Origin of the sequence: Variovorax sp. GrIS 2.14, from assembly GCF_046115955.1 — a bacterium.
Classification (GTDB): Bacteria; Pseudomonadota; Gammaproteobacteria; order Burkholderiales; family Burkholderiaceae_C; genus Variovorax.
This window is the reverse complement of record NZ_JBJXIA010000094.1, coordinates 1-1,312: the sequence shown is the minus strand read 5'-3', so window position 1 is coordinate 1,312 and position 1,312 is coordinate 1. Positions and strand designations below refer to the sequence as shown.

Here is a 1,312-nt window from a genome sequence, read left to right as displayed (position 1 = left end):
CTTTCGTCGCGACGGAGTATTTCTTTGGAAGCTTTCTGCGATAGAGATTCCGCTGTGGTAGCGGCTCAGATGTCTAACGAATCACGCAAGCGGTTAGACCGGTCCAATGAAATTGCTCAGCGAGCGCGCCATCGCCGCTTCGGTCCTAATCCGGATCTCTTGGCAGTCTTACCACTTGGTCGCCCCTCAAGGCATCGGCGTCTAAGAAGCTTTCGTAAGGCATAGCTGCTCCTTAGCGTTCCCACATTTTCTTGATCGTGCCGTCCGCGTGGCGTGGGACAGCACCGCCCCACTGCGGGGTTGCGACACGCCCCATTGCCCGCATCTCCTCGTCGGTTTCCGGCACGTCGCGGATGCGCAGCGTGCTTTCAAGGCGTATCGCCTCGGGATGCTCAAAAAGGATGTGCTCCTCAGTGCAGTGGTAACGCGGGTGCTTCCATTTGCCGCTCCAAAGGATGCGCCGGACATACAGGTATTCAGTCCTCATGCTATACAAATATAGTCCCATTCGGCGCGCCGAAACATCACGTTGGCTATTGAGAAGCTGCAACGATTAGCCGTCGCCCTACGTTCGGGCTTTGTGTATGCGGCTAGTTTTCGACGATCCATCGTTAAGCTTGAATCTAGAATTTCAAGGAATTGACGGTATAGGACCGCAAACGAACGCCGCTGCTTGCACTGGGAAAAATCCATTGAGAATGAAGACGGTGAATCGCCCCGGGATTGAACTGACCCCCAGAAGTTGGACGAACTTCAAGGGGTCCCATGGAGAAGTACGAGACAGAGTTCAAGCTCAAAGTGGTTAAGAGCTTTCTAGCTGGCGAGGGCGGTGCCAAGTTGCTTGCACGACGCTGGTCAGTGCCCGAAGAGAAAATTCGCACTTGGGTCAGCCACTACCGGTTGCACGGAATTGCCGGCTTGCGGCCCAAACGAGGCTCCTACACCGCGCATTTCAAGCTACAGGTACTGTCGCATCAGGATCGTGAACAGCTCTCGAGCCGCCAGGTGGCCGCGATCTACGATATTCGCAATCCGAACCAAGTCGTTGTCTGGCGGCGCGCCTTCGATGAAGGCGGTGTGGCAGCACTCGAGAGCAGAAGGCAAGCGCGACCCATGAAGGCAGAGAACCCTAATCCAGAACCACCAGACGCGGACAGCCCGAGCTCGCACAGTGCGCTGCGTGAAGAGGTTGAGCGACTGCGTGCGGAGGTTGCGTACTGAATCGCCCCGGGATTCGTGGAGGCTGATTGGTTTAAGTCAGGCCGCCACCGTGGTGGCTTGACTGGCGAGTTGCCGGTAGTAGTTTGCCTCA

At 56.5% G+C, this 1,312-nt stretch carries 2 protein-coding genes; one reads left to right on the top strand and one right to left on the bottom strand.

The window, feature by feature from the left end:
• Positions 1 to 232 precede the first annotated feature (232 nt).
• Positions 233 to 550 carry a hypothetical protein gene (locus tag RCH10_RS27665; protein ID WP_409054850.1) on the bottom strand — a complete coding sequence of 106 codons (318 nt, stop codon included), beginning with the start codon at positions 548 to 550 and terminating at the stop codon, positions 233 to 235.
• 215 nt (positions 551 to 765) lie between these two features.
• Between RCH10_RS27665 and RCH10_RS27660 the strand changes: the two genes are divergently transcribed.
• On the top strand, positions 766 to 1,221 hold the full coding sequence (locus tag RCH10_RS27660) for a transposase (protein ID WP_409054849.1): 456 nt from the start codon (positions 766 to 768) through the stop codon (positions 1,219 to 1,221).
• The last annotated feature ends 91 nt before the right edge of the window (positions 1,222 to 1,312 follow it).

Excerpts from the sequence above, each read along its gene's own strand:
- RCH10_RS27660 (WP_409054849.1), top strand. The coding sequence starts at position 766 with ATGGAGAAGTACGAGACAGAGTTCAAGCTCAAAGTGGTTAAGAGCTTT.